Annotated in this window: 20 protein-coding genes; 15 read left to right on the forward strand and 5 right to left on the reverse strand. The window is 66.1% G+C overall.

Going from position 1 to position 19,762, the window contains the following annotated elements:
* Window positions 1-30: 30 nt before the first annotated feature.
* Complete coding sequence (locus tag AB4099_RS11780; protein ID WP_441478225.1) at window positions 31-1,002, reverse strand: LysR family transcriptional regulator; 972 nt, start codon at window positions 1,000-1,002, stop codon at window positions 31-33.
* Window positions 1,003-1,286: 284 nt separating this feature from the next.
* On the opposite strand from AB4099_RS11780, the gene pcaD reads away from it, so the two are divergent.
* The 7 genes from pcaD to AB4099_RS11815 all read left to right on the forward strand — a co-directional run bounded on the left by pcaD (window position 1,287) and on the right by AB4099_RS11815 (window position 7,990).
* Window positions 1,287-2,126, forward strand: a complete 840-nt coding sequence (gene pcaD / locus AB4099_RS11785; RefSeq protein WP_441478226.1) for a 3-oxoadipate enol-lactonase — start codon at window positions 1,287-1,289, stop codon at window positions 2,124-2,126.
* A gap of 9 nt (window positions 2,127-2,135) precedes the next feature.
* On the forward strand, window positions 2,136-3,503 hold the full coding sequence (locus AB4099_RS11790) for an MFS transporter (RefSeq protein ID WP_441478227.1): 1,368 nt from the start codon (window positions 2,136-2,138) through the stop codon (window positions 3,501-3,503).
* 223 nt (window positions 3,504-3,726) lie between these two features.
* Entirely contained in the window at window positions 3,727-4,899 is a 1,173-nt protein-coding gene (locus AB4099_RS11795; protein WP_441478228.1) for a muconate/chloromuconate family cycloisomerase, read from the forward strand.
* A 4-nt stretch (window positions 4,900-4,903) separates the two neighbouring features.
* On the forward strand, window positions 4,904-5,194 hold the full coding sequence (catC, locus tag AB4099_RS11800; RefSeq protein ID WP_113516329.1) for a muconolactone Delta-isomerase: 291 nt from the start codon (window positions 4,904-4,906) through the stop codon (window positions 5,192-5,194).
* Window positions 5,195-5,248: 54 nt separating this feature from the next.
* Window positions 5,249-6,178 (forward strand): dioxygenase family protein, encoded by a 930-nt coding sequence (locus AB4099_RS11805; protein ID WP_113516330.1) that lies wholly within the window; start codon window positions 5,249-5,251, stop codon window positions 6,176-6,178.
* Between the two features lie 163 nt (window positions 6,179-6,341).
* Entirely contained in the window at window positions 6,342-7,145 is an 804-nt protein-coding gene (gene benD / locus AB4099_RS11810; RefSeq protein WP_441478229.1) for a benzoate diol dehydrogenase BenD, read from the forward strand.
* A gap of 8 nt (window positions 7,146-7,153) precedes the next feature.
* Entirely contained in the window at window positions 7,154-7,990 is an 837-nt protein-coding gene (locus tag AB4099_RS11815) for a 3-oxoadipate:acetyl-CoA acetyltransferase (RefSeq protein ID WP_441478230.1), read from the forward strand.
* 27 nt (window positions 7,991-8,017) lie between these two features.
* Here the strand turns inward: AB4099_RS11815 and AB4099_RS11820 are convergent, their stop codons facing one another.
* Window positions 8,018-8,785, reverse strand: a complete 768-nt coding sequence (locus AB4099_RS11820) for an SDR family oxidoreductase (protein ID WP_441478231.1) — start codon at window positions 8,783-8,785, stop codon at window positions 8,018-8,020.
* An 11-nt stretch (window positions 8,786-8,796) separates the two neighbouring features.
* Window positions 8,797-9,996 (reverse strand): mandelate racemase/muconate lactonizing enzyme family protein, encoded by a 1,200-nt coding sequence (locus AB4099_RS11825; RefSeq protein ID WP_441478232.1) that lies wholly within the window; start codon window positions 9,994-9,996, stop codon window positions 8,797-8,799.
* 205 nt (window positions 9,997-10,201) lie between these two features.
* Here AB4099_RS11825 and AB4099_RS11830 point away from each other — a divergent pair, with 205 nt between their 5' ends.
* The 6 genes from AB4099_RS11830 to AB4099_RS11855 all read left to right on the forward strand — a co-directional run bounded on the left by AB4099_RS11830 (window position 10,202) and on the right by AB4099_RS11855 (window position 14,991).
* On the forward strand, window positions 10,202-10,963 hold the full coding sequence (locus tag AB4099_RS11830; RefSeq protein WP_441478233.1) for a GntR family transcriptional regulator: 762 nt from the start codon (window positions 10,202-10,204) through the stop codon (window positions 10,961-10,963).
* 23 nt (window positions 10,964-10,986) lie between these two features.
* Window positions 10,987-11,973 (forward strand): 2-hydroxyacid dehydrogenase, encoded by a 987-nt coding sequence (locus AB4099_RS11835; protein WP_441478234.1) that lies wholly within the window; start codon window positions 10,987-10,989, stop codon window positions 11,971-11,973.
* An 84-nt stretch (window positions 11,974-12,057) separates the two neighbouring features.
* Window positions 12,058-12,861, forward strand: coding sequence for a transporter substrate-binding domain-containing protein (locus AB4099_RS11840; RefSeq protein WP_441478235.1), 804 nt, complete (start codon window positions 12,058-12,060; stop codon window positions 12,859-12,861).
* A gap of 69 nt (window positions 12,862-12,930) precedes the next feature.
* Window positions 12,931-13,626, forward strand: coding sequence for an amino acid ABC transporter permease (locus AB4099_RS11845; protein ID WP_441478236.1), 696 nt, complete (start codon window positions 12,931-12,933; stop codon window positions 13,624-13,626).
* Window positions 13,626-14,279: an amino acid ABC transporter permease gene (locus tag AB4099_RS11850; protein WP_441478237.1), complete on the forward strand. Its 654-nt coding sequence runs from the start codon at window positions 13,626-13,628 to the stop codon at window positions 14,277-14,279. The genes AB4099_RS11845 and AB4099_RS11850 overlap by 1 nt, the downstream gene beginning before the upstream one ends.
* Window positions 14,260-14,991 carry an amino acid ABC transporter ATP-binding protein gene (locus tag AB4099_RS11855; protein ID WP_441478238.1) on the forward strand — a complete coding sequence of 244 codons (732 nt, stop codon included), beginning with the start codon at window positions 14,260-14,262 and terminating at the stop codon, window positions 14,989-14,991. Before AB4099_RS11850 ends, AB4099_RS11855 begins: the two co-directional genes overlap by 20 nt.
* Before the next feature lie 128 nt (window positions 14,992-15,119).
* Here AB4099_RS11855 and AB4099_RS11860 read toward each other — a convergent pair whose 3' ends face one another.
* Window positions 15,120-16,319 (reverse strand): mandelate racemase/muconate lactonizing enzyme family protein, encoded by a 1,200-nt coding sequence (locus AB4099_RS11860; protein WP_441478239.1) that lies wholly within the window; start codon window positions 16,317-16,319, stop codon window positions 15,120-15,122.
* 41 nt (window positions 16,320-16,360) lie between these two features.
* Window positions 16,361-17,314, reverse strand: a complete 954-nt coding sequence (locus tag AB4099_RS11865) for a dihydrodipicolinate synthase family protein (RefSeq protein WP_441478240.1) — start codon at window positions 17,312-17,314, stop codon at window positions 16,361-16,363.
* A 134-nt stretch (window positions 17,315-17,448) separates the two neighbouring features.
* Between AB4099_RS11865 and AB4099_RS11870 the strand changes: the two genes are divergently transcribed.
* Both AB4099_RS11870 and AB4099_RS11875 read left to right on the forward strand, forming a co-directional pair.
* A complete protein-coding gene (locus tag AB4099_RS11870) occupies window positions 17,449-18,159 on the forward strand; it encodes a FadR/GntR family transcriptional regulator (protein WP_441478241.1) in 711 nt (236 codons plus the stop codon).
* Window positions 18,160-18,174: 15 nt separating this feature from the next.
* Window positions 18,175-19,749, forward strand: a complete 1,575-nt coding sequence (locus AB4099_RS11875) for an ABC transporter substrate-binding protein (protein ID WP_441478459.1) — start codon at window positions 18,175-18,177, stop codon at window positions 19,747-19,749.
* Window positions 19,750-19,762 lie beyond the last annotated feature (13 nt).

Here is a 19,762-nt window from a genome sequence, read left to right on the forward strand (position 1 = left end):
CCGCCGCCATGCTGCTGGCCGAAGCGGCCGTCACGGATCATGGAGACCGTCGACCTGCCATCCTGGCGCGCCTCGCCCCGCCAGGCCGATGATCTGCTGCAGCAGGACGGAGGTGTCGTTCCGGCGATAGCTGACGATGATGGGGCTGGTGAATTTCTCGTCGAGATCGAGGAACTGGACATCGTCGCGGCCGAAGCGCCGGACCGAGGCCGGAACGACGCAAATCCCAACGCCCGAGGCGACCAGGCCGAGCGCGGTCTGAACGTCCCGGACCTCCATGCCGATGCGCGGCCTGATTCCGGCTTCGCGGTAGAAGGACAAGACCTGATCGGCATAGCTCGGCCGCGGTGCCTTCGGATACAGGATCAGCGGCTCCGCCTCGAGATCGGCCAATGTCGGCGTCCCGCCGCGGGCCAGCAGCGCATGGGCTCCGCCGAGCGCCACGCATAATCCCTCCTCGCGCAGCACCTTGCGCACCAACATGTCGTCATCGAAGCGCAGGCGCCCGAAGCCGACATCGATGCGGCCATCCTTCAACGCGGAAATCTGCTCCAGCGTCGTCATCTCGAGGAGCTGGACCTCCACATCCGGCGCCAGGATGCGAAAGTCGCGGATCAGCTGGGGTAGCGTGTCGTAGAGCGTGGAGGCGACGAAGCCGATATTGAACTGCAGCACCAGGCGCTTGCCGATGCGCGTCGTCATGGCGCTCATCTCCTCGACGCGCTGCAGAACCTGCAGTCCCTGCTCGAAGAGATAGCGCCCGGCCTCGGTCATCGTGATCGGCCGGCCGCGATCGAGCAGGCGCACGCCAAGCTCCTCCTCCAGCTGCTGGATCTGCCGGCTCAGCGGCGGCTGGGCGATATGGAGCTTCTCGGCGGCGCGGCTGAACGACCCCTCCGCTGCCACGGTCGTGAAATAGCGCAGATGACGCAGATCCATCGCTGCCCGCTCCTCCCGCTCTCCGATCGATGCAAGCGGCTGCATCCCGGAGACCGCCGTCATGACGGTTGTCCCACGCTCCTGGGCAGGTGCCCCGCTTCCACGTCGCATCGGCACGGAAGCGGGCTTCCATACCGTACGGGTATTAATTTACACCAAAACGATCCTGTCCACCTGCACCCTGCCTGCCTAGCCTGACAAGCAGGGAAGAAGCGTTCGCGCGGAAGAATGACTCCGCCGCGGACCTGAGCTGGCCGTCAGAGCCGCCGGAGAGCCATGTCTGAGATCGAACCGTTGCGGCCCGCGCCAGTGCGGCGTCCGAGAAGCGCGCCGCCGGACCTGTTCCGGTGTCGCGACCACAGCGCGCGAGCCTGATCATGCCCTATCTCGAAACCACGCCGGGCGTGCGCCTGTTCTATACCGTCACCGGACCCGGCTCTGCGCCGGCGCTCGTCTTCTCCAATTCGCTCGGCACCACGCACCGGATGTGGGACGCCATCGCTGGCGAACTCTCCGCCGATTATCGCTGCGTGCGCTACGACACGCGCGGCCATGGCGGCTCGAGCCACGGACGCTCCCCCTTCGAGATCGCCGATCTTGCCGATGATCTCGCCGCCCTGCTCGACCATCTCGACCTGCCCCGCGCCCATGTCGCCGGCCTCTCGCTTGGCGGGATGATCGGCCAGGCTTTTGCCGCGCGGCACCCGACACGTCTTGCCGGTCTCACCCTGATGGCGACGACGGCCTATATGCCGACGCGCGAGGCCTGGGAGGAGCGTGCCGGGCTGGTGCGGCGCGACGGCACGCGGGCGATCCTCACGGCCACGATGCAGCGATGGTTCACGCCGGGCTTTCGCGACGCCCATGGCAGCGCCACCGATGCTGTCGCGGAGGAGTTCGCCACCATCGACCGGGACGGCTACGCAGCCTGCTGTGAGGCGATCGGCCGGATGGATCTGCGCCCGCTGCTGCACCATGTGAATGCTCCGACGACCGTGATCGCCGGCCGCGAGGATCCCGCGACGCCGGTCGAGATGGCCGAGGCCCTGCACACGGGCATCGCCGGCTCGCGCCTCGTCCTGCTCTCGCCCGCAGCTCATCTGCTCGCCATCGAGCAGGCCGAACGCGTCGCAGCCGAGCTGCGGCGCGATCTCTCCCGTTCATACCCACAAGAATCACAAATCTGAGGAGCGCCCATGTCCAGTCCACCCACCGCGACACAAGACATCAAGGACATCATCGACGCAGGCGCGATGACCGGCCGCCGATGGGCCGTCGTTGCGCTCTGCTTCGTCATCGCCCTGCTCGACGGCTTCGACACCCAGTCGATCGCCTTCATCGGTCCTGCGATCGCGCAGGATTTCGGCATGAAGGCCGCCGACCTGACCTGGGTCATCACTGCCAGCACCATCGGCATGACGCTCGGCGCAATCGGCCTCGGCAGCTTCGGAGACCGCTATGGCCGGCGCAAGGCGATCCTGATCGCCATCTTCCTGTTCGGGGTGTTCTCCCTGATGGGCGCCTATGCCACCTCGCCGACGCAGATCATCGTGCTGCGCTTCCTGATCGGCCTCGGCATGGGCGGAGCGACGCCCTCGCTTCTGGCCCTGGCGGGTGAATACAGCCCCGCCTCGCGGCGCGGCACGATGATCACCGGGGTGCTGCTCGGCCTGCCGGCCGGCGCTATGCTCGGCGGCCTGATCGCAGCGAGCTGGCTGCCGATCCTGGGTTGGCGCGGGATCTTCCTGGTCGGCGGCCTCCTGCCGCTTGGCCTCATGGTCATCACCTATTTCCTCCTGCCGGAATCGCCCGCCTATCTCGTCTCGCGCAAGCAGAACGACAAGCAGGACGAGGCCCGCCGCCTGCTCCGGCAGATGACCGGCCAGCCGATCCCCGACCAGGTCCGCCTCGTCAGCGCCGGCAAGGTCGTGCATGGCGGCTCCATCGCCGGCCTGTTCGAGCCGGGCTATCGCGGCGTCACCATCGCGATCTCCGCCATCTACCTGTTCAACTGGATCGCCTGGTTCCTGCTGCTGCTCTGGCTGCCGACCGCGCTCACCACGCTCGGCCTGGAAAAGGCCCAGGCCGCCTATGGCACCGTCGTGGTCAACGCCGCCTTCATCCTCATGGCCCTGCCGCTGTCCTCCTTCCTGCCGAAGGTCGATCCGCGAAAGCTTCTGATCGGCATGTTCGCCGTCGGGATCGCGGTTGCGCTCGGGCTCGGCTTCGCGGGCGATCGCTGGCCGCTGGTCTTCTCCCTCATCGCCCTTGCCGGCTTCGGCATCGGCGGCCAGCAGCTCGTGCTGAACTACCTGATCTCGAACACCTACCCGACGCAGCTGCGCGCAACGGCCACGGGCTGGGGTATCGGCGTCGGTCGTTCGGGGGCGATCATCGGCTCTGCGATCGGCGGCACGCTCCTGACCGGTGTGGGTCCGTCCGGCTACTTCATGACGCTTGCGATTCCGCTGGTGATCGCGGCCCTGGCGACGCTGACGGTTCGGCCCGCAGCCGGCGTCGCAGCCTCGAGCCCGCCGGTGTCCGCCGTCCCGGCGCCCCGGTGAGCCTCATGCGGCTACGCAAGGCCTAGGCAAGCCGCGAGAACAACCAGGGACGCGACCGCCGAGAGGCTGGCCGCGTCCCTTTTTCGTGGCTGATGCGAGCCGCCCCACTGATCATGCCCACACCGGGCTCCATACCCTTCGGGTATCAAAATACACCCAATCGATCCTGTTCCCCCGGGAATGCGCGTCCTAGCCTTTGCCTCACTGAATAAGGGAGCGAAACGTGTCTGAAGGTCCGCGGATTAAACAGGTCGAGACGATTCTGGTCGATCTGCCGACCATCCGCCCGCACCAGCTGGCGATGACGACGATGCATCGCCAGACCCTGATGATCGTGCGGCTGCACATGTCCGACGGCCTGGTCGGGATCGGCGAAGGCACCACGATCGGCGGGCTGGCCTATGGTCCCGAGAGCCCGGAGGGCATGAAGCTCGCGATCGACACCTATCTCGCGCCGATCCTGCTCGCCAGCGACCCGAACCGCATCGCCCGGACGATGGCGACCATCGCCATGTCGGTCCAGGGCAATCATTTCGCCAAATGCGCGGTCGAGACGGCCCTGCTCGATGCGCTCGGCCAGCGTGTCGGCCTGCCGATCTCCGAACTGCTCGGCGGCCGTCAGCATGACCGCCTGCCCGTCGCCTGGACCCTGGCCAGCGGCGACACCGGCCGCGATATCGCGGAAGCCGAGGAGATGCTGGCGCGCCGCCGCCACAACATCTTCAAGCTGAAGATCGGCAAGGGCGACCCCGCCGCCAATGTTTCCCATGTCGCCGCGATCAAGCGCGCGCTCGGCGACCGCGCCTCGGTGCGGGTCGACATCAACCAGGCCTGGTCGGAGGCGACGGCGTCGGCCATGCTGCCGGCGCTGGAGGCTGCCGGCGTCGAGCTCATCGAACAACCCGTCGCCTTCCGCAATCTCGGCGCGCTCGCCCGGCTGGCCCGCGAGACCCCGGTCGCGATCATGGCGGACGAGGCCCTGAACGGCCCGGAAACCGCCTTCGCCATTGCCGCTCAGGCAGGCGCCGACGTGTTCGCGCTGAAGATCGAACAATCCGGCGGGCTCTTTGCCGCGGCCAAGGTGGCCGCGATCGCGGAGGCAGCCGGCATCGGGCTCTATGGCGGAACGATGCTCGAAGGCGGCATCGGCACCGCGGCATCGGCTCATCTCTTCTCGACCATCGGCAAGCTGGAATGGGGCACGGAGCTGTTCGGCCCGTTGCTGTTGACCGAGGAAATCCTGGAAACACCACTCGATTATGCCGATTTCGGCCTCACCGTGCCGACGGCGCCGGGGCTCGGCGTAACGGTGTCCGAAGCACAATTGGCACGCTTCCGGCGCGACCGCGCCGAGCGCTCGGTCCATGTGCTGCCACAGGCCCAGATGGGAGTCTGATATCATGCTGTTCCAGGTTGAAATGGATGTCAGGATTCCGCCCGACCTGCCGGTCGAGACGGCGACCGCGCTGAAGGCGAGCGAGCGCGCACGCGCGCAGGAATTGCAGCGGGCCGGGCTCTGGCGCCATCTCTGGCGTCATGCCGGGCGCTATGCCAACACCAGCATCTTCGATGTCGAGAGCCCGCAGGCGCTGCACGACATTCTCTCGGAGCTGCCCCTTTTCCCCTACATGGACGTGAAGGTCACGGCGCTGTGCCGCCACCCGTCGTCCGTGCATGACGACGACCGCTGAAAGTCGGCTGCGGCCCTGGAATGGCCGCCAATCACCAAAACACGAGGAACCGCCATGCCCACCAACCTGATCTCCGACGAGGACAAGAAGGATCTCGCCGCGCGCGCGGCCGGAATGGACAATGACAAGGGCGATCCGCGCACCAAGGCCGTCACGGCCCAGCTGCTCTACCGGATCATGCAGGTGATCGACGAGTGCGACGTCTCGATGGACGAGTTCTGGGCGGCCGTCGCCTTCATCGGCCGGGCCGCAAAGAATGACGAACTCGGCCTGCTCGTCCCCGGCACCGTTCTCGAGCATTTCCTCGACCTGCGGCTCGACGAGGCCGAACGGCTTGCGGGCCTGACGGGCGGCACGATGCGGACCATCGAAGGACCGCTCTATGTGCCCGGCGCGCCGCTCTCCAAGGGCGAAGCCCGCATGGATGACGGCACCGACCCGGGCGAGATCTTCATCATCGAAGGCCAGGTCACGGACGAGGACGGCAAGCCGATCGCCGGTGCGATCGTCGACCTCTGGCACGCCAATTCGAAGGGCGGATATTCCTTCATCGATGGCGAGCAGGCGCCCTACAACCTGCGCCGTCGCATCGAAACCGATGAGCAGGGCCGCTATCGCGCCCGCACGATCGTGCCGAACGGCTATGGCTGCCCGCCGGAAAGCGCAACGCGCCAGCTGATGACTGCGCTCGGCCGGCATGCAGAACGCCCGGCCCATGTCCACTACTTCATTTCGGCGCCGGGCCACCGCCAGCTGACGACGCAGTTCAACTTCGCCGGCGACAAATACCTCTACACGGACTTCGCCTTCGGCACCCGCGACGAGCTCGTCGTCACGCTGGACCGCGTCGTCGACGCAGACGCGATCCGCAATGCCGGGCTGAACCGCCCGTTCGCCCGCACGACCTTCGACATCGTGCTGACGAAGGAGCGCGAGGGCGTGCCGCAGACGCAGGTCAGCCGCGCCCACGTCACGGCCGGCTGAGGCCTTCCGCTCGCGGGCTCGCTCCCGCCCACTACGCCCCGTCGCCGAGCGCGACGGGGACCGCCAAGCGGCGCGGCGGGCTCTCTCCGCCCGCCTCGCCGGAAGCGGCCCGTCACCGCCAAGCCCTTCGCCTTCACGGCAGCATTGTCCCCGGAGATCGACCATGTCCCAGCCATCCACGCGCGGCCGCCGGTTCGAAGGCCGCAGCCTCGTCGTCACCGGCGCGGCGCAGGGCGTCGGCAAGCAGGTAGCGCTGGATGCGGCCGCCGAAGGGGCGAAACTGACGATCGTCGACCGCTCGGCCATCGTCCAGGAGGTCGCCCACGAGATCGCCTCGGCCTACGGGCCAGGGCGCGTCATCGCGCTGGAGGAGGATCTCGAGACCTTCGCCGGGAATGAGCGGGTGATGGCGCGGGCGAAGGAGAGTTTTGGCGCCATCGACGTGCTGGTGACCAATGTCGGCGGCGCGATCTGGATGCGGCCCTTTCAGGAATTCGACGAACGCCAGATCGCCGCGGAGATCAGCCGTTCGCTGTTTCCGACGCTGTGGGGCTGCCGCACCGTGCTGCCTTACATGCTGGAACAGGGCCGCGGCACGATCGTCAATGTCTCCTCGGTCGCGACCAAGGGCATCAACCGCATTCCCTATTCCGCGGCCAAGGGCGGCGTGAACGCGCTGACCGCCTCGCTCGCCTTCGAACTCGCGGGCACGAATATCCGCGTCAACGCCGTGGCGTCAGGTGGCGTCGATGCGCCGCCCCGCCGGATTCCGCGGGGAACCGACGTGCCGACCGAGGCGGACAAGCAGTGGATGCAGCAGGTCGTCGACCAGACGCTCAGCGCCTCGCATCTCGGCCGTTACGGGCAGCTCGGCGAGATCGCCGCCGCCATCCTGTTCCTGGCCTCGGACGATGCGTCCTATATCAACGGAACCGTGCTCCCGGCCGGCGGCGGTGACCAGGGATGACAGACGCCATGACCACGCGCCCCGTCGTGGTGGCGGTCGCCATCACCGGCTCCGTGTCGCGCAAGAAGGACAACCCGAACCTGCCCGTGCTGCCGGCCGAGCAGATCGCCTCGACCCGCGCCGCCTTCGAGGCGGGCGCCAGTCTCGTCCATATCCATGTCCGCCATGACGACGAGAGCCCCTCCTCCGATCCGAAGCGCTTCGCTGAGGTGCAGCAGGGCATTCGCCAGGCCTGCCCGGGCATGATCATTCAGTTCTCGACCGGCGGCCGCGGACGCGACCCGGCGGCGCGCGGCCTGAGCCTCGTGCATCGCCCGGACATGGCCTCGCTTTCGACCGGCTCGGTGAACTTTCCGACGATCGTCTACGAGAACCCGACGAGCCTGGTGAACGATCTCGCGGCGCGGATGCAGGAGCATCGGATCGCGCCCGAGATCGAGATCTTCGACCTCTCGCATATCCACGCCGCGCGCCGCCTGATCGCGGAGGGGCGGATCGGACCGCGCCCGCATATCCAGTTCGTGATGGGCGTCAGGAATGCGATGCCGGCCGACGAGGTGTTGCTCGACATCCTGCTCACCGAGACCAGGCGGCTCATTCCCGGCGCGACCTGGACGGCCGCCGGCATCGGGCGCGACCAGATGCGCGTAATGGACTGGGCGCTCGCCCGCGGCGCGGACGCGGTCCGCACCGGGCTGGAGGACAATATCCGCATCAGCAAGGACCGGCTCGCGAGCGGCAATGCCGAGCTGGTCACACTGGCTGTCGAACTGATCGGCCGCCACGGCCGCCGACCGGCCACGCCCGCCGAGGCGCGCGCTGCGCTGAACCTGGCACCGGATTGAAGCGGCGGGGCAGACGCTTGGAGTCAATCACAGAACCGAGGACATCCCACCATCGACATAGATGATCTGGCCGTTGACGTAGTCCGATGCCGATGAGGACAGAAACACGGCAGCCCCGACAAGCTCCTCCGGCTTGCCCCAACGCCTGGCCGGCGTGCGGCCCTTGACCCAGGCGTCAAAGCTCGGGTTCTCGATCAGGGCCTGGTTCATGTCGGTGATCATGTAGCCTGGGCCGATCGCATTAGCCTGGATGCCATGCTCGGCCCATTCGGCCGCCATGGCCCGCGTCAGCATCTTGATGCCGCCCTTGGCAACCGTATAGGGCGCGACCGTCGCGCGGGCGAGTTCGCTCGTCAGAGACCCGATATTGACGACCTTGCCATGACCGCGCGCGATCATGCGCTTGGCCGCCTCGCGCCCGATCATGAAGGCCGAGGTCAGGTTGGTGTCGATGACGCGCTGCCAGTCCGCAGTGGCCAGCTCGACCATCGGCTTGCGGAACTGGATGCCGGCATTGTTGACGAGGATATCGACTGCGATGCCTGCGGCATCGAAGCCCTCGAAGGCCCGCAGGATCTCGGGCTCATTGGTCACGTCGAATGGCGCCGCATCCGCCTGGTGGCCCGCCGCCCGGAACTCCGCAACGGCCTGTGCGACGCGCTCGGGGTCCGTGCCGTTGATCAGGATGCGGGCACCTGCAACGGCCAGCCCTTCCGCCATGGCGCGGCCAAGCCCACGCGAAGAGCCTGTCACCAGCGCGGTCTTGCCGGTGAGGTCGAAAAGAGGGTTGGTCATGGGCAGCGACCTTACAGGCTGGAACGGCGAACGGTGAGGTCCGCGCGCTCGAAGACGGCGGGCAGGAGTTCGACGCCGAGCCCCGGCCCTTCCATCGGCAGGACATAACCGTCCTTGATCACCGGCATGGTGTCGACGAGTTCCTTGTACCAGCCGGTATAGAAAGCCCGCACCGATTCCTGGATCAGCGTGTTGGGCTGGCTGAAGGAGGCATGGATCGCGGCGATGAAGCCGACCGGGCCGATGCAGTCATGCGGGGCGAAGGGGCGGTGATAGGTCTCCGCCATGGCGGCGATCTTGCGCCCTTCGGTCAGCCCCCCGGTCCAGCACAGGTCGGCCATGACAATGTGCATGGCGTCGTGGTCGAGCATGTCCTTGTAGGGGAAACGCGAGCCCAGCGTCTCGCTGGCGCAGACCGAAACCGTGGTCGAACGGGCGAATTCGGCCAGCGCCTGCGGCGAGTTCATCCGGATCGGATCCTCGTACCAGGTCGGGCTGTAGGGTTCGAGCGCACGGGCGATCTTGATCGCGGTCGGCAGGTTCCAGAGCGAATGGAACTCGACCATGATCTCGATCTTGTCGCCGACCGCCTTGCGGATCTTCTCAAACGGCTCGATCGCCTTCCGCATCTGGTCGGGGCTGATGAAAAGCCCCTGATTTTCGATCGCTGGCGGGTCGAAGGGCCAGATCTTCATGGCCGTGATGCCGCTTTCGAGCAGGCTCTCGGCGACGGCATCGGCACGGTTCATGAAGCCGTCGAGGTCCTCATAGGGACCTGATGCATCCCCCAGATTCCAGGTCGAGACCGGCTTGATGTTCTGCGAGCGGACATATTTGTAGCCCGCGCAGGTATTGTAGATGCGCTGCTTGTCACGGCAGAGGCCGCCGAGCATCTGGTGCACCGGCTGGCCGCAAACCTTTCCGAAGACATCCCACAACGCGATATCGACCGCCGAGGTCGCGCGCGACTCGACGCCGGTCGAGGCCTGCGCCATCGGCAGGTTCGTCATCTCCCTGTGCAGCGCCTCGATATGCAGCGGGTTCTTTCCGAGCAGCCGCATGGCGAGCGTGTCGTGCAGATGCGCCTCGACGGCCCCTGCCCCATAGAAGGTCTCGCCGAGACCGATGATGCCCGCATCGGTATGCACGCGAACCCACAGGACATTGGCGAATTCCTCGGTCCGCAATGTCTCGATGGCGGTGATCTTCACGGCCTGCCTCCCTGGCGGCTGGCGTTCTTCACCGGGTTTGCAGCCGGGGAACGCCTTGGTTGAGTGCGAAACAGACGAGCCCGATGACGGCCTCGCCCCCTCGAAACGAGGCGACCATAGGAGCGCTTGTAAAATATCACAACATGTTTATGGTCGACGCCAAGATGGATCCGTTCAACGAGTTCCACGACTGAGGAGACGGGACATGGCCAAGCGCCCAAGCCGCCCGCGGCTGGTCGCAGAGGGTGAGACGAGCGCGCCGCCGCGGCGCAATCGCATCAATCTCTTCGAACTCGCCTATCACCGGATCGAGGAATTGCTCGTCAAATGCGAGCTGGCGCCCGGCCGATTCCTCGCCATGCAGGACCTGCAGGACCTGACCGGTTTCGGCCGCACCCCGGTGCATCATGCCGTCAACCGTCTCGCCGCCGACACGCTGATCATCATCCGCCCGCGCCATGGCCTGCAGATCGCGCCGATCGACCTCGCTCGTGAACGCGTGCTGCTGCATCTGCGCCGCGACATCGAGCGCTTCGTTATCCGGCTCGCGGCAGAACGCGCCGGCCCCTCGCATCGCAACCAGATGCTGCACATGGAACGCCTGCTCCGAGAGAAGCGCGACGGGCTGACGCTCGCCGAGTTCAATGCGCTCGATCGCAGGATCGACCAGATGGTGCTGGCCGCCGCCGGCGAGCCGTTCCTCGAACATACGCTGCGCCCGCTGCACACCATCTTCCGGCGCATCGGCTTCATCTACCACAGCTACATGGCCGAGAAGACCACGCTCGACGGCACGATCGACCACCATCTCGCCGTGCTGAATGCGATCGCGACCCGCCATGCCGAACGCGCGGTCGCGGCTTCCGACGCGCTGATCGAGTTCGTCGACAGCATGTTCGACGAGATGGAGGCCCGCATCGACCCTTCTTTACTCGATTGCAGCGTCGAGCCCCTGCTCGGCGCCTGAAACGCAACAGGCCAGTGGACCCCATGCGCATCATCTTTCATGGCGAGAACGCCGCCTCCTTCAGCTCCGGCTTTGCCGAACTCGTCAGCCCGGGAGCCGATATTCGCATCCTGCCGGACGGGCTCGGCATCGGCGCCGACCAGCAGGCCTATGCGCAGGCGGATGTCATCATCGGCGTGAAGTTCGATGCCAGCCTGCCGATCCCGTCAGGGCTCAAGCTCTTCCACGTGCCTGGCGCCGGCTATGACGCGGTCGATCTGGCCTTGCTGCCGGCTCCCGCCAATGTCTGCAACTGCTTCGGCCACGAGCAGGCGATCGCGGAATATGTCATGAGCGCGCTGCTGGCCCGGCATATCCCTCTGGCGGATGCCGACGCGAAGCTGCGCCGCGGCGATTGGGCGTATTGGGCGGGCTCGCCTGCGCGCATCCATGGCGAGATCGCCGGCAAGACGATCGGCCTGCTCGGCTTCGGCCATATCGGCAAGGCGATCGCGCGGCGCGCCAAGGCCTTCGAGATGAAGGTCCATGTCGCCAATCGCAGCGCTGTCCCGGTCTCCGATCTCGTCGATCGCGCCTTCACGCTCGATCGGCTGGAGGAATTCTGGGGCTCGGCGGACGCCATCGTGGTCTCCGTGCCGCTGACGCCGGAAACGAATGGCCTCGTCGGCACCGCCGCCTTCGCGGCGATGCGCCGCGACGCGCTGATCTTCAATGTCGGGCGCGGCCCGACGATCGACGAGACGGCGCTGTTCGAGGCCCTGAAGGGCAAGCGCATCGGCGGGGCGGTGATCGACACCTGGTATCGGTACCCGGGCCCGGCCTCTGCCAATCCGCTGCCCTCCGAGCTGCCTTTTCACGAGCTGCCGAATATCGTGATGACCCCGCATATGTCGGGCTGGACGAGCGGGACGATCCGGCGCCGCCAGCAGACCATCGCCGATAACATCAAGCGCAGCTTCGCCGGGGAACCCCTCGTCAATCTCGTACGGGAGGCGCGCCAGACTGCCTGAACGACCACGCCTGCTCACCTCTCAACGAACCGGACGCATCGAAGCCGGTCGCCAACGAAGCAGATCGCAACAAGGAAACGCACCATGAGCCTGTTCAAGAATCTCAGAATGATCGGGATGCTGCTCGCGCTCGGCGCCGGCACGCTCGCGGCCGGTCATGCGTCGGCCCAGTCGGTCACGGATATCATCAAGCGCGGCAAGGTCCGCGTCGGCGTGCTGATCGGCGCGCCGCCCTATGGCTCCGTCGACTCGCAAGGCAACGCGATCGGCTATGATGCCGATGTCACCGCCCTGATCGGCAAATATCTGGGACTGCCCGTCGAGATCGTCCAGCTGACGCCGCCGGCCCGCATTCCCGCGCTCGAGGCCGGCAAGGTCGACTTCCTCGTCGCGACGCTGGCGCCGACACCGGAACGCGCCAAAGCGGTGATGTTCACCATCCCCTACAGCGCCTTCCAGACAGGGATCTACGCCAAGAAGGGCACGCCCATCAAAGACTGGGCCGATCTCAAGGGCCGCAAGGTCGGCGTCAACCGCGGCTCCAGCGTCGAGCGGGAATTCACCAATCGCGAGAAGGAACTCAACCTCACGATTCTGCGCTTCGAGGATGACGCGACCACGATGCAGGCGCTGTTCTCCGGACAGGTCGAGGCCATCGCCGGCCCCGACGCCCAGGCGAACGCCGCGATCAAGGCGCGTGGCGAAACCGACACCGAGCTCAAGTTCGTCTTCGGCATGCAACCGAACTCGATGACCGTCCGTAAGGACGCTTATGAGTTGAAGCAGTGGCTCAACAACATGATCTACTACATCAAGCAGAACGGCGAACTGAACGCGATCTCCGAGAAGTGGGTCGGCGGTCCTCTGCCGCAGTTGCCAACCTTCTGATCCGTTTCGCATCGTTCCCGCTGCGCAGATCCTGCGCGGCGGGGCCTCGCGCCAGACTGACGAGGGATCATGTCGCTCCAGTTCGAATCCGTCCTCGCCGAAACCGACATCATCCTTGACGGGATCATGCTGACGATCGGCCTGTCTGCCAGCGCGATCGTGCTGGGCCTGATCTTCGCGGTGCTGCTTGTCGCGCTGCGCACACTGGCGGGCCGCTGGGCCGGCATTGCCGTCGATTGCTATGTCGAGCTGATGCGCAACACACCGTTCCTGGTGCAGCTCTTCATGATCTTCTTCGGCCTGCCGCTGGTCGGCATCCGCATGTCGGGCACCCAGGCCGCCCTCTTGGCCATGACACTCAACCTTGCCGCCTATGCGACGGAGATCATCCGCGCCGGCGTCGACTCCATTCACAAATCGCAGCTCGAGGCCGGCCTTTCGCTCGCGCTCAGCAAGCGCCAGGTCTTCCAGTACGTCGTGCTGCAACCGGCCTTCGCCCGGGTCTGGCCGGCGCTGTCGAGCCAGTTCGTGCTGATGATGCTGGCATCGAGCATCTGCTCCTTCATCTCGGTGCAGGAACTCTCGGGCGCCGCGGCCATCATCGAGCAGCGGACCTTCCGCAGTTTCGAGACCTACATCATCGTCACCGTGATCTACCTGCTCCTGGCGCTGAGCCTGAAGGTCTTCCTGCTCTGGCTCGGCCAGCGGCTCTTCGCGCCGGTCTCCGGGCTCGCCCGCGTCGATGCCAAGGCGGAGGCAGCCTGATGACAACATTCGGCCTCCCCGAAGCGCTTTTCATCCTGCGCGCCGCCGGCTGGACGCTGGTGCTGACCAGCGTCGCCTTCATCCTCGGCGGGCTGATCGGCGGCGTCTTCGCGATCATGCGGCTCTCGCAGGTCGCCGCGCTGCGCCGCTTCGCCGCCGGCTACATCCTGGTCATCCAGTCGATCCCGGTGCTGATGGTTCTGTTCATGAGCTATTACGGGCTCTCGGCGATGGGCGTGGAACTGCCGCCCTTCCTGGCGGCTGCTGCCTCGCTCTCGATCTATGTCTCGGCCTATCTGGCCGAGATCTGGCGCGGCTCGATCCAGTCCGTCCCCTTCCAGCAATGGGAGGCCTCGGCCTCGCTGGCGCTGACGCGCGGCCAGCAATTCCGCTACATCATCCTGCCGCAGGCGATCCGCATCTCGCTGCCGCCCACCGTCGGCTTTCTCGTCCAGCTCGTGAAGAACACCTCGATCGTCTCGGTCGTCGGCTTCGTCGAACTCTCGCGCGCCGGCCAGCTCGTCAACAACGCGACCTTCCAGCCTTTCCAGATCTTCACGCTGGTCGCGCTGATCTATTTCGCGATCTGCTTCCCCTTGTCCCGGCTCAGCCGCCATCTCGAACAGGTGATGAATGCCAGCCGTTCTCATTGACGACGTCCATAAGCGCTTCGGCAACCTCGAGGTTCTCAGGGGCGTCTCCCTCAACGTCGAATCCGGGCAGGTCGTCGCCCTGATCGGCCGCTCCGGCTCGGGCAAGAGCACGCTGCTGCGCTGTATCAACGGGCTGGAGGCGATCCAGTCCGGCCGCATCGAGGTCGCCGGACATGTCGTCGACCAGGATCCAAAACACTTGCGCGAATTGCGCAAGGATGTCGGCATCGTCTTCCAGAGCTACAACCTGTTCCCGCACCTGACCGTCTCCCAGAACATCATGCTCTCGCCGCGGATCACGCAGAATGTGCCCCAGGCCCAGGCCGAGACGCTGGCGCGCGAGGTGCTCACGCAAGTCGGCCTGTCCGAGAAATTCGACAGCTATCCCGACAATCTCTCCGGGGGGCAGCAGCAGCGTGTCGCCATCGCCCGTTCGCTTGCGATGCGGCCGAAGGTGATGCTGTTCGACGAGGTGACCTCCGCGCTCGATCCGGAACTGACCGGCGAGGTTCTGCTGGTGATGGAAAAGCTCGCCAAGGGCGGCATGACCATGCTGCTCGTCACCCACGAGATGAACTTCGCCCGCAACGTCGCCAGCACGACGATCTTCATGCATCAGGGCAAGATCTGGGAGAGCGGGCCGTCACGGGAGCTCTTCTCCAACCCGCAGACGCCGGAGCTGCGCAACTTCGTCAGCGCGGGCGCGCATTGACGGCCTTGGCCCCACAGCTTGCGGAAGGGGCCATGGCCGGACCTGGTCGCTGCCGGAGGAAAAGCCTGCTTGCCGCAGATGGGCCTGGGAGATGACGCCTAGCATCAAGCGAACCCACCCGCCGCGCCTCAGTCTTTCCAGTCCTCGTCCGGTGGTGGGCCCCACTCCTTCAGGACGCAGCTATAGACGGCGTTCTCGTCGAAGGGATAGCGCGCCTCGATCTCCGGCGTCAGCGTCAGGCCGAGGCCGGGCGCGGTGGGGAGCAGGAGCCGACCATCCTTGATCCGGCCCTGATCGCCGATCATCTCCCGGCCGAGCGGGAAATCGAGCATGGGGAATTCCACCAGCTTGCCGCCGCCGGCAAAGGCCGCGTGGTAATTCGCCATGATCGCAGCTGCTCCGCCCCAGGCGTGCACGACCACATCGATCGGGAGTTCATCTGCGGCGGCAAAAATCTCCATCACCGCGCTGATACCGCCGATCACCGAGGCATCGGGCTGGACGAAGGCATAGGAGCCGGCGCGCATGCGCTCGATCATCTCCTTCGGCGTCGTGATGATCTCGCCGCCGCAGACGGGAACGTCGATGCGCCGGCGCAGCTCGCGAAAGGCCTCGGGGCTGTCGGGGCCGACGGCCTCTTCGAGGAACAGCATGCGCTCAGCCGTCCCGGCATGCACCGCCTCGACGAAGGCAACGACATCGTCCACCGGCTGCGGCGGATCGGCCAGGTTCTGGCACATGTCGACGCCGACCCGGATGCCCCGCCTGGCCGCCTCCTTCAGCACCCAGATGGTCCGCCAGATGTCGGCCTTGAGCGAGCGGATCTTGTAGATCCGGATGCCCTTAGTACCGAGGGCGTCAAGCTCTCGGATGAACTGGGGCCTCGCGTCACAGCAGCCGCCGCTGCCATAGATTGGGATGGCATCGCATTGGGCGCCGCCGAGCAGTTCATGGACGGGCAGGCCGAGGCTCTTGCCCCTCGCGTCCTGCAAGGCGGTCTCGAACGCGCTGATGACATGGCGCGCCGCGCCCTGGAGCGACCAGTAATCGCAGAGCGAGCGCAGGTCCCTGACCCGGCGCGGAATGTCGAAGCCATCCTTGCCCAGCATCAGCGGCGTGCAGAGATCGACGATCGCCTGGAAGACCAGCGGCGCGAACACGGCGATATAGCCTTCGCCGAGGCCGGTCACGCCATTGTCCAGCGTCACCTCGACCATGCCGATCGTGCGCTTCGGCCCGTTCGGGAAACAGACCCTGATCTCGCGCTCATCGGCATCGGCATAGGGCGAACTCAGCAGGACGCAGCGAACCCCGGTAATCCTAGGCATGGCACTCCCTCGCTTCGTTGCCGGTCAGGGCATGGTTGGGTTCAGGACGCGTCCATGATCTCGGGCATCATGTGCCGGGCGATCTGCCTCAGCCGCTCCGCCTCGGCCGCATCGATCCAGCGATAGGGCCGGCGCAGGCGCGGGCCGACGGGCGCCCAATTGCCGATGGCGGCGAGCAGCTTGTCGAGCGCGGCGTTGGAATAGCCATGGTCGCGCCGGAACGGCAGGATATGCTCGTCCATGAAGGCGCAGATGCGCTGCTCGATCTCGCAGGCCGCGCCGATATCGCTCAGCATCATCTCGGTCCAATCTTGCGCACCGCGCGGGCTGAGGCAGGCGACATTGGAGAAGGCCCCGGCGGCGACGCCGGCCTGGACACCGGTCGCAAGATGGTGGCCGGGCAGGTAAAGCGCCCAATCCTCCAGATGCGCCTGCGCCTCGGCGTACCAGTCCGCGTTGCCATCGGCGAGCTTGATGCCGACGACCTGCGGCACCTGCTTCAGCACGGCCGCAAGCGTGGCCGGCGACAGGACCCGCTTCGCATGCGGCGGGTTGTAGAGCACGAGCGGGATGTCGCTGGCCATCTCGGCCGCCATCTGCAGGAAGTCCACGGCTTCGGCATCGCTGACCGGCCACCAATCCGGCAGGATCACCTGAATGCCGTCCGGCGCATGCGCGACGGCGCGGCTCAGCCGGTCAAGCGCCACGCTCGGATCGGGCTGGCAGGCGCCAATCACGAAGGGCATTTTCGCGCGGCTGCAGCGCTCGGCCAGGACGCGCTGGATCGCGTCGAATTCGGCCTCGGTCTGGTTGTGGCATTCCCCGGCCGTGCCATTCGAATAGATGCCGTCGACCCGGGCGGCGATCAGCACGTCGATCTCGTCGGCCAGCCGCGACAGATCGATCCGCCCGTCGGGCTCGATCGGCAGCAGCAAGGTCGCCCAATTGCCGCGCAGCGCGCCCCACCTGCCCGCCCGGTCGAGCTTTCCGGCCATCGTCGTTTCCCCTCACGCCGCCTTGTTGACTTCACGGATATCCTACAAGTAGATATCGTTCAACAATCGGACGGAAGCCGCCGGCGCTCTCGGGCGTGGCGCACGGCCGGTGCCACAGGATGAGGTCGAAGGCCGTGACCCGGACGATCAGGCCGCTGGTAAAGCCGCAATCGCTGCACGTCTGCGTGCTGGAAAGCGTCAAGACCTATATCGACGAGAGCGGCCTGCCGCCGGGCAGCCAGCTTCCGCCGGAGAATGACCTCGCCCAGCAGCTCGGCGTCAGCCGCAACTCGGTGCGCGAGGCGGTCAAGGCCCTGGAATCGGTCGGCATCGTCGAGACCAGGCGCGGCATCGGCATCTTCGTCAGCGACTTCTCCTTCGCCCCGCTGCTCGACAACCTCGCCTTCGGCCTGCGCGGCAGGCTCGATGATTTCGAGGAGCTCCTGACCATTCGTCGCGCGCTGGAAGGCGCGCTGATCGGCAGGACGGTGCAGGTGATCGGCGCCGACGACATCGCCGAGCTGCGCGCCCTCACCGCGCAGATGAAGGCCAGGGTCGATGCCGGCGAGAGCTTCCTCGAGGAGGACCGGCGCTTCCACCGCACCTTGTTCCGTTGCCAGAACAACCAGCTGCTGCTGAAGCTGCTCGACATTTTCTGGCAGGCCTTCGTCAAAGCCTCGGATTTCATCAATCTCGAAAATCGCGATCCGGTCGCAACCTGGCGCGATCACCACGAGATCGTCGAGGCCGTCGCGACACGCGACGCCGAGACGGCGCGCGAGCGCCTCGACCACCACTATCACGGCATCTCAAAAATAATCGCAGCCAACAAGGCGGCGAGCTGATGGGAGGTTACGATGATCATGAGGACGTATCGTAGGGCGCTAATCGGCGCCGCGTTGCTGGCCGGCACGATGATGACGCCGGCTTTCGCCCAGATGAAGACGATCACCGGCGGCTTCGATGTCGGCCCCGGTGGCCTGCAGGGCAATTTCAACCCGATGACGGCGCCGGCCGGCTACACTTGGCTGAGCACCTATTTCGAGCCGCTGGTGACCTATGATGCCGGCCTGACCAAGCTGGTGCCGGCCTTGGCGACGAGCTGGGAGATCAGCGACGACAAGCTGAGCTACACGTTCAAGCTGGCGCAGGAGACCTGGCATGACGGCCAGGCCTTCACCGCCGACGACGTCAAGTTCACCATCGCGCTCAACAAGAACCCGAAGACCGCGAGCCTGCTGTCTGCGCGCCTGGCGGCCATCGACAGCGTCGAGGTCAAGGACCCGCGCACCGTCGTCGTCAGGCTCTCCAGGCCCGACAACGCGCTGATCGTCAGCCTGACCAAGATGATGATCCTGCCGGCGCATGCGCTTTCGGCGATCGCCCCGGAGGACATGGCGAAGAACGCGCTCTGGTCGACGAAGCCGATCGGCACCGGCCCGTTCAAATTCGTGCGCTACGAGACCGACCGCTTCGTCGAGCTCGCCGCCCATGAGAGCTATCGTGGCGGCAAGCCCAAGGTCGACCGCCTGATCAACCGCTACTTCGCCAATGCGGCCGCGGCGATCTCGGCGCTGCGGGCCGGCGAGATCCAGTTCACCTATATCGAGTCCGACGACGTCCCGACCTTCAAGGGCAGCAAGGATTTCACGGTCATCGAAGGCGCCTCCTATGTCGCCAACTATATCGGCTTCAACAACCAGGTGCCGCTCTGGAACGACATCCGCGTGCGCCAGGCGGTGATGCACGCGATCGACCGCAACGCAATCATCGACAGCCTCTACAAGGGCGCCGCCAAGAAGGCTGATTGCGGCTATGTCGAAGGCAGCCTGATCCCCAAGGGGCTCGACGCCTATGCCTACGACCCGGCCAAGGCGACCCAGCTGCTCAAGGAGGCGGGCTGGGACAAGATCAACGGCACGAAGCCGATCACCTGGCTGACCTATTACAACAACCCGCTGACCGCCAACGTCATGGCCGCCGTCCAGTCCATGCTCGCCCAGGTCGGCATCAATGTCGTGCCGCGCGCCCTGGATCCCGCCGGCTATAACGCCATCGCCATGTCCCGGACTTCGAACCCGGCCGATTTCCCGCTGGTCTATGCCGGCTTGCAGAATGGCCCCGATCCCGGAACGCTTAATCTCGGGCTGAACGAGAGCCAGATCCCGCCCGTCGGCCAGAACTTCCTGCAGATCAAGATCCCCGAGCTCAATGCCGCGCTGAACGCAGCCGTCGCCGAGACCGACCAGGCCAAGGCGACGACGAAATACCAGGACGTCTGCGCCGTGATGAACAAGACCCTGCCCTGGGGCACGATGTGGGTCGCCAATCGCTATGGCGTCGCCTCGGTCAAGCTCAAGGATTTCGTCTGGACGCCGGCGCCGGGAGGCGGGCCGTTCGCGGCCACGCCGGAGAAATGGTCGATCGCGCCCTGAGCCGGCGGGAGGG

Origin of the sequence: Allobosea sp. 2KB_26 (genome assembly GCF_052115715.1) — a bacterium.
Taxonomy (GTDB): Bacteria; Pseudomonadota; Alphaproteobacteria; order Rhizobiales; family Beijerinckiaceae; genus Allobosea.

What these genes read in the sequence shown, in the direction of transcription:
- benD (WP_441478229.1), top strand. Translation starts at nt 6,342, where the DNA reads ATGTCCCAGCCATCCACGCGCGGCCGCCGGTTCGAAGGCCGCAGCCTC.
- AB4099_RS11860 (WP_441478239.1), bottom strand. Translation starts at nt 16,319, where the DNA reads ATGCCTAGGATTACCGGGGTTCGCTGCGTCCTGCTGAGTTCGCCCTAT.
- AB4099_RS11850 (WP_441478237.1), top strand. Translation starts at nt 13,626, where the DNA reads ATGACAACATTCGGCCTCCCCGAAGCGCTTTTCATCCTGCGCGCCGCC.
- catC (WP_113516329.1), top strand. Translation starts at nt 4,904, where the DNA reads ATGCTGTTCCAGGTTGAAATGGATGTCAGGATTCCGCCCGACCTGCCG.
- AB4099_RS11815 (WP_441478230.1), top strand. Translation starts at nt 7,154, where the DNA reads ATGACCACGCGCCCCGTCGTGGTGGCGGTCGCCATCACCGGCTCCGTG.
- AB4099_RS11840 (WP_441478235.1), top strand. Translation starts at nt 12,058, where the DNA reads ATGAGCCTGTTCAAGAATCTCAGAATGATCGGGATGCTGCTCGCGCTC.
- AB4099_RS11790 (WP_441478227.1), top strand. Translation starts at nt 2,136, where the DNA reads ATGTCCAGTCCACCCACCGCGACACAAGACATCAAGGACATCATCGAC.
- AB4099_RS11820 (WP_441478231.1), bottom strand. Translation starts at nt 8,785, where the DNA reads ATGACCAACCCTCTTTTCGACCTCACCGGCAAGACCGCGCTGGTGACA.
- AB4099_RS11845 (WP_441478236.1), top strand. Translation starts at nt 12,931, where the DNA reads ATGTCGCTCCAGTTCGAATCCGTCCTCGCCGAAACCGACATCATCCTT.
- AB4099_RS11780 (WP_441478225.1), bottom strand. Translation starts at nt 1,002, where the DNA reads ATGACGGCGGTCTCCGGGATGCAGCCGCTTGCATCGATCGGAGAGCGG.
- AB4099_RS11835 (WP_441478234.1), top strand. Translation starts at nt 10,987, where the DNA reads ATGCGCATCATCTTTCATGGCGAGAACGCCGCCTCCTTCAGCTCCGGC.
- AB4099_RS11805 (WP_113516330.1), top strand. Translation starts at nt 5,249, where the DNA reads ATGCCCACCAACCTGATCTCCGACGAGGACAAGAAGGATCTCGCCGCG.
- AB4099_RS11855 (WP_441478238.1), top strand. Translation starts at nt 14,260, where the DNA reads ATGCCAGCCGTTCTCATTGACGACGTCCATAAGCGCTTCGGCAACCTC.
- AB4099_RS11830 (WP_441478233.1), top strand. Translation starts at nt 10,202, where the DNA reads ATGGCCAAGCGCCCAAGCCGCCCGCGGCTGGTCGCAGAGGGTGAGACG.
- AB4099_RS11865 (WP_441478240.1), bottom strand. Translation starts at nt 17,314, where the DNA reads ATGGCCGGAAAGCTCGACCGGGCGGGCAGGTGGGGCGCGCTGCGCGGC.